Below are 6136 nucleotides of genomic sequence, written 5' to 3'. Positions count from 1 at the left end.
AGTCAAGGGTCGCGACCTGATGAACGGCGTGCCCAAGGAGCTGGTGATCAACCAACGCCAGATTGCCGAGAGCCTGGCCGAGCCGGTGGGCGCCATCATCGAGGCGGTCAAAGTGGCGCTCGAACACACGGCGCCCGAGCTGGCCGCCGACATCGTCGACAAGGGCATCGTACTGACCGGCGGCGGCGCCTTGCTGGGCGATCTCGACCAGGTCTTGCGCGAGGCCACGGGCCTGCCCGTCTCGATCGCCGATGAACCCCTGAGTTGCGTGGCGCTGGGCACCGGCCGGGCCCTGGAGGAAATGAAGACCCTCAAGCACGTGCTTTATCAGCAGTATTAGGTCTGGCTGACCAGCCATAACCGGAGGACCAGGTGAGGAGCCAAGGCGGCGGACTTCAGCGCGTAACCATCCCGCTGCGGGTGGTCGTCCAGCGCTTCGCCTATTTGCTGCTGGTGGGCGCGGCGGTTTCGCTGCTGCTGCTGGGCAAGACCGAAAGCCGCCTCTTGGAACGCCTGCGCACGGCCATCTTCGACGTTGCCGCACCGGCACTGGAGGTGCTGTCCCAGCCCGCCGTGGCCATCAACCGCCTGGTCGAGGAAGGCCGCCAGATCAGCGACCTCTACGGCGAAAACAAGCGCCTTCGGGAAGAGAACAGGCGGCTGCACCAGTGGCAGGCGGCGGCCCAGCGCCTGGAGCAGGAAAATGTCGCCTTCCGCAGCCTGGCCCGGGTGCAGGCGGAGCCGGCCAAGGGATTCGTCTCGGCCCGCGTCATCGCCGATGCCGCCTCCCCCTTCGCCCGCACGGTGCTGGTCAACGTCGGCGGCCGTGACGACGTCAAGAAGAACCAGGCCGCGGTCAGCGGCGGCGCCCTGGTCGGCCGGGTCCTGGAGGTGGGGCGGCGCTCATCGCGCGTGCTGTTGCTGACCGACCTCAACTCGCGGGTGCCGGTGGTGGTCGAATCGACGCGTCAGCGCGGCCTCCTGGAAGGCGACAACTCGAACCTCCTGCGCCTCGGTTTCATGTTGGTGACGGCCCAGGTGGCGTCCGGCGACCGCATCGTCACCTCGGGCCACGGCGGCGTGCTGCCGCCGGGCCTGCCGGTGGGCGTCATCACCAAGGTCAGCGAGGGTGGCGTGCGGGTACAGCCGCTGGTTCGCTTCGACCGCCTCGAATACCTCAGTCTGGTGCGCTACGACGTGCCCGGCCGGGACGGTCCCCGGGAGCGCGCCGGCGAGGTGGTGGAAAGGCCGTGAAACCCCAGATCCGGCAGCGCGCCGATCGTTTCGCGCGCTCGCTGACGCCGTTGCTGCTGACGCTGGCCCTGGCCCTGGTGGCGGCGCTGCCCTTCCGGGTGCCCTATTTTCCCCCGGTGGCGCCCTTCCTGGTACTGATCAGTGTCTACTATTGGAGCCTCTACCGGCCCGAGCTGCTGCCGGCGCCGGCGGTGCTGCTGGTCGGCGTCGTCCACGACGTGCTGGGTGGCGGCCCCCTGGGCTTGGCGGCGCTGGTGCTGCTGCTGGTGCACGGTGTGGCGCGCTCGCAGCGTGGCGCGCTGCTGGGCAAGTCGTTCGCAGTCGAATGGTGGGGCTTCATGCTGATCGCCGTGGCCACGGCGGCGGTGATGTGGCTGCTGGCGGCGCTTTACCACGTCAGCCTGATCGATCCCCTGCCGGTGGCCGTGCAGGCCTTCCTGACCATCGCCCTCTACCCGGTGCTGTCCTGGCTGTTTGCCCGCTCGGCCCGGGTGCTGGTGCAGGAGGCCCAGGCATGAGGCACGACACCGACCGGTACAAGGTCTTCAGCCGGCGCGCCGTGCTGCTGTCGGGCGGCACGGCACTGTTGTTCTCCACCCTGGTCGGCCGGCTTTACTATCTGCAGGTGCTGCAGGCCGACCGCTATCGGGTGCTGGCCGAGGAAAACCGCATCTCCTTTCGCCTGCTGTCACCACCGCGCGGGCGCATCCTCGACCGCTTCGGCGAGGAGTTGGCCAACAACCAGCAGAACTACCGGGTACTGCTGATCCCGGAACAGGCCGGCAGCATCGACGAGACGCTGACGGCGTTGGGCCGGCTGGTGGCCATTGACGAATACGATCGGCGCAAGGTGATGCGAGACATCGGCCGCAATCCAGCCTTCCTGCCGGTGACGGTGCTGGAGAACCTCAGCTGGCCCGAGTTCAGCCGCATCAACGTCCACATGCCCGATCTGCCCGGCGTCCAGCCCGGCGTCGGCGAGACCCGCTACTATCCCTTCGGCGGCCCCTTCGCCCACATCGTGGGCTACGTCGGTCCGGTCAGCGAGGACGAGCAGACGGGTGAGCCGCTGCTCGAATTGCCCGACTTTCGCACCGGCAAAAGCGGTGTTGAAAAGGCCAGTGAAAGCCTTCTGCGGGGCCGCGCCGGCAACCGCCAGATCGAGGTCAACGCCACCGGCCGCGTGGTCCGCGAGTTGGAGCGCAACGACGGCCAGCCCGGCGGCGACGTCGTCTTGACCATCGACAGCGTCATGCAGAACTTCGTCTTCGACCGTTTGGGCGAGGAAAGCGGCGCCGTGGTGCTGATCGACGTGCATAACGGCGAGGTGCTGGCGCTGGTCTCGACACCGACCTTCGACCCCAACGCCTTCAACCTCGGGTTCAGCCGCGGCCGCTGGCAAGCGCTGCTCGAAAACAACCGCAAGCCCTTGCTGCACCGGGCCATCAGCGGCCAGTACCCGCCCGGCTCGACCTTCAAGATGGTGGTCGCCATGGCCGCCCTGGAAGCCGGCACGGTGGCCGCCGAGCACCGCGTCTTTTGCAGCGGTGAGCTGAAATTCGGCAATCACACCTTCCATTGCTGGAAGCGCGGCGGTCACGGCGAGCTGAGCCTGGTCGAGGCCATCGAGCAATCGTGCGATATCCATTTCTACGACGTCGCCCGGCGCACCGGCATCGACCGCATCGGCCAGATGGCGCGGCGCCTGGGCCTGGGCAAGCAACTCGGGCTGGGCCTCAACGGCGAACGCCCGGGATTGGTGCCGAGCCGCGAGTGGAAGCTGGCGCTGCGCGGCGAGCCCTGGCAGCAGGGCGAGACCCTGATTACCGGCATCGGCCAGGGCTATCTGTTGACGACGCCGTTGCAGTTGGCCTTCATGGCCGGCCAGATCGCCAATGGCGGCTTTGCCCTGCGGCCGCGGCTGCTGCGCCGCCAAGGCGCCGAGGGCAAGGCGGCGGCCAAACCTCGCTCGCTGGAGCTCTCGTCGGCGGCGCTCAGGCTGGTCAGGGAGGGCATGGAGCGGGTCGTCAACGGTAAGCGTGGCACCGCCCGGAGAGCCCGCATCCGGGAGCCGGAGATGGCCATGGCGGGCAAGTCCGGATCGGTCCAGGTGCGCCGCATCACCAAGGCCCAACGCCTGGCCGGCCTGCGCAAGAATTCCGAGAAACCGTGGGAGGAGCGCGACCACGCGCTGTTTGTCGCCTATGCCCCGATGGCGGCGCCGCGCTACGCCGTGTCAGTCATCATCGAGCACGGCGGCGGCGGCTCGGCGGCGGCGGCACCGGTAGCCCGCGATGTGCTACGCGAAGTCCAGCGCCGCGATCCCTTGCGCCTGCCTGGCTTGGCCGGCACAGGCGGTCGTGGCGCCGGCAAGCCCCCTGTCAAGGAGGGCTAGGGATGGCTCTGCGCGACAGCGTCGGCTTCTCCGAGGTGCGGCTCTCGCTGGGGCAGAAGTTGTGGAACGTCAACTGGACGCTGGTGCTGCTGATCTGCCTCACCGCCTCGATCGGCTTTGCCATGCTCTATTCGGTGTCCGAGGGTACCGTCGACACCTGGATCAAACGCCAGACGGTGCGCTTTGGTGTCGGTTTCGTGCTGATGTTCCTGGTGGCATTGGTCGATATCCGCATCTGGCTGCGCTACGCCTATGCCATATATTTCTTGGCGCTGGGTTTGCTCGGCGCCGTCGAGGTGATCGGCGTTGTGAGCATGGGGGCACAGCGCTGGGTCAACTTGGGCGTGGTCAACCTGCAGCCTTCGGAAATCATGAAGATCGCCGTGGTGCTGGCGCTGGCGCGGTATTTCCACGGCCTCACCAACGAGGAGGTGGAGCGCCTGCGCTGGCTGGCCATACCGCTGGTCCTGGTGGCAGCGCCGGTGGTGCTGGTGCTGCGCCAACCGGACCTGGGCACGGCGCTTCTCCTGGCCATCGGCGGCGGCGCCATGTTCTTTCTGGCCGGCGTGCGGATGTGGATCTTCGGCTCCGTCGCCTTCGCCGCGCTGGCCGCCATCCCCTTCGCCTGGCATTACCTGCGCGACTATCAGCGTGACCGAATTCTCACCTTTCTCAATCCCGAACGCGATCCGCTGGGGGCGGGCTACCACATCCTGCAGTCCAAGATCGCGCTGGGTTCGGGCGGCCTTTTGGGCAAGGGTTTCATGAACGGCAGCCAGAGCCAGCTCGATTTCCTGCCCGAGAAGCAGACCGACTTCATCTTCACCATGTTGGCCGAGGAGTTCGGCCTGATCGGCGGCCTGGTGCTGCTGGCGCTTTATGCCCTGATGCTGGCCGCCGGCGCCATCATCTCGCTGCGCTCGCGCAGCCATTTCGGGCGCCTCCTGGGCATGGGCGTGAGCTTCACCTTCTTCGTCTACTTCTTCATCAACATCGCCATGGTGACCGGCCTGATCCCGGTGGTCGGCGTGCCGTTGCCGCTGATCTCCTATGGCGGCACCGCCATGGTGACGATCCTGATCGGCTTCGGGTTCCTGATTTGCGTCTGCATCCACCGCGACGTGCGCATCCCCCGCCGCCCCGGCATGGAGGAGACCTGAGGGCGACGCGCCCTACCACCCTGCCCTGCCCCACCAAAGACCAGTCGACAAGGCCCGGCGCGTTTGCTATATCCGCCGCCACGGGCGCATAGCTCAGTTGGCAGAGCAGCTGACTCTTAATCAGCGGGTCCAAGGTTCGAATCCTTGTGCGCCCACCAAAATTAACCCCGCTAAGTCAATGGCTTAGTGGGGTTTTTGTGAAGAAGCACCGGCGATATTTTCAGCAAAAAATGAAATGGGGTAACGCTGGGGGTAACAGATGGTGTTTCCCCAGCCCCGGTTTGGGCGTTGTCGCCGATGTGCTGACAACCCTGGCTGCTGGCAGCAGGCAGCAGTCTAGTTTGCTCTACACGCCGACGGTCAGGCGGTGTGGGAGCGTATCGTCCAGGCGGTCGGGGTGTTGCACTGTTGCGCTCTGTCGGGGAAGGGGTAGGACGGTATTCCAGCTCCAGACCAGGCCCGCACCTAATCGGGAACCGGTTTCTGGGGGAAGTGCTCTTCGGGGAGGCCGGGGGGAGAAAAAAGAGCCCCTAACGGGATATACGGACTGAAGCTCACAGAATATTTTCAGAAATCGCCCCGCGTCCGTATCCAACTGCTGGCAGCGCGCCAGGGCCGTGCTTTCGACCGCCTTGCCCGAAGGCCTCTCGATCGCGGTTATGCGTGTAGCGGGCTTGGTAGGTCGCTTCGTCCTCTCGATAACCTCCGAAGGGGCTGATAGTCTATTAAAGCCGTCATCGCGCACGCGCACGGAATTGAAGTTCGGGCGCAAGGATTTGCTTGTCGTAACAACGTCAGGGCGGAACCCTTCCATGGTTGGTTGGGCCGACGGGGTGGGTGGCCAGGCGATTTGATGAACATCGAAAATGCTCTAGTATCGGCCTCGCGCAAAATCACCTCAGGGAAGGCCGCATGAACCAGAGTGATTTATTCACCATCGTCACACCGCAACTGCGCAGCGGCGAACGAGCGGTCTGGGTCGCGCGACCGAAGCCGACGGCGCGTGACCTGCCCCCAAGGTTTGTACCACATCCTAAGTTAGTTTGTTTGCCATCCGTTCTGAAGCCCGTTTCGGCCGTAGCCCATCAATAGCGAAGGCCGGAACGGGCCGGTGGTGCAGAATAGTCTCCGGCGCCGGTGGCCTGTAGCCGAGGGCGCTGTGCGGCCTGATGGTGTTGTCGCCAACTCAATAATTGTCAACGGCGGAGCAAAACCAGTCCAGAGGGCGGCGTAAAATTAGTCCACTTGACGTGATGCCGTACACGGTGTTGCGGGTTGTCCCGGTAGTCCATAGGAGGGACCCGCGCTGCTTCGTGTAGCGCTTTGC

5 protein-coding genes and 1 tRNA gene are annotated in these 6136 nt (G+C 65.6%); all 6 read left to right on the top strand.

The genetic code is table 11. The annotated features are described in order from the left end of the window. The coding region (locus QGG75_09725; GenBank protein ID MDP6067512.1) for a rod shape-determining protein at positions 1 to 340 on the top strand (340 nt) is incomplete at its 5' end. Positions 341 to 372: 32 nt separating this feature from the next. Further along, positions 373 to 1254, top strand: a complete 882-nt coding sequence (mreC, locus tag QGG75_09720) for a rod shape-determining protein MreC (protein MDP6067511.1) — start codon at positions 373 to 375, stop codon at positions 1252 to 1254. Then, positions 1251 to 1772: a rod shape-determining protein MreD gene (mreD, locus tag QGG75_09715; GenBank protein MDP6067510.1), complete on the top strand. Its 522-nt coding sequence runs from the start codon at positions 1251 to 1253 to the stop codon at positions 1770 to 1772. Before mreC ends, mreD begins: the two co-directional genes overlap by 4 nt. Further along, on the top strand, positions 1769 to 3649 hold the full coding sequence (gene mrdA, locus QGG75_09710; GenBank protein MDP6067509.1) for a penicillin-binding protein 2: 1881 nt from the start codon (positions 1769 to 1771) through the stop codon (positions 3647 to 3649). Before mreD ends, mrdA begins: the two co-directional genes overlap by 4 nt. Before the next feature lie 2 nt (positions 3650 to 3651). Then, a complete protein-coding gene (gene rodA / locus QGG75_09705; GenBank protein ID MDP6067508.1) occupies positions 3652 to 4809 on the top strand; it encodes a rod shape-determining protein RodA in 1158 nt (385 codons plus the stop codon). Positions 4810 to 4891: 82 nt separating this feature from the next. Beyond that, positions 4892 to 4967, top strand: a tRNA-Lys gene (locus QGG75_09700). Positions 4968 to 6136: the final 1169 nt, after the last annotated feature.

This window comes from Alphaproteobacteria bacterium (assembly GCA_030740435.1).
GTDB lineage: Bacteria > Pseudomonadota > Alphaproteobacteria > UBA2966 > UBA2966.
The sequence above is the reverse complement of the archived record's forward strand: the minus strand, read 5'-3'. Positions and strand labels throughout refer to the sequence as shown.